The 204-nt window shown below is 64.2% G+C and carries 1 protein-coding gene; it reads left to right on the forward strand.

The window, feature by feature from the left end; all coding sequences use genetic code 11:
• Positions 1-204: DUF4445 domain-containing protein (locus A3728_RS14530; protein WP_150120824.1), on the forward strand; the 204-nt coding region annotated here is incomplete at both ends.

Raw genomic sequence — 204 nt, forward strand, 5'->3', positions numbered from 1 at the left:
TTGCCGTCGACCTCGGCTCCACCACCATCGCGGCGCATCTGTGCGACCTGCGGACCGGAGAGGTCCTCGCCTCATCCGGGGTGATGAACCCCCAGATCCGCTTTGGCGAGGACCTGATGAGCCGGGTCAGCTATTCGATGATGAACCCAAGCGGCGCGCAGGAAATGACGCGGTCGGTGCGGGACGGCATGAATGCGCTTTTCC

It is taken from the genome of Sulfitobacter sp. HI0040 (assembly GCF_001634885.1).
GTDB lineage: Bacteria > Pseudomonadota > Alphaproteobacteria > Rhodobacterales > Rhodobacteraceae > Sulfitobacter.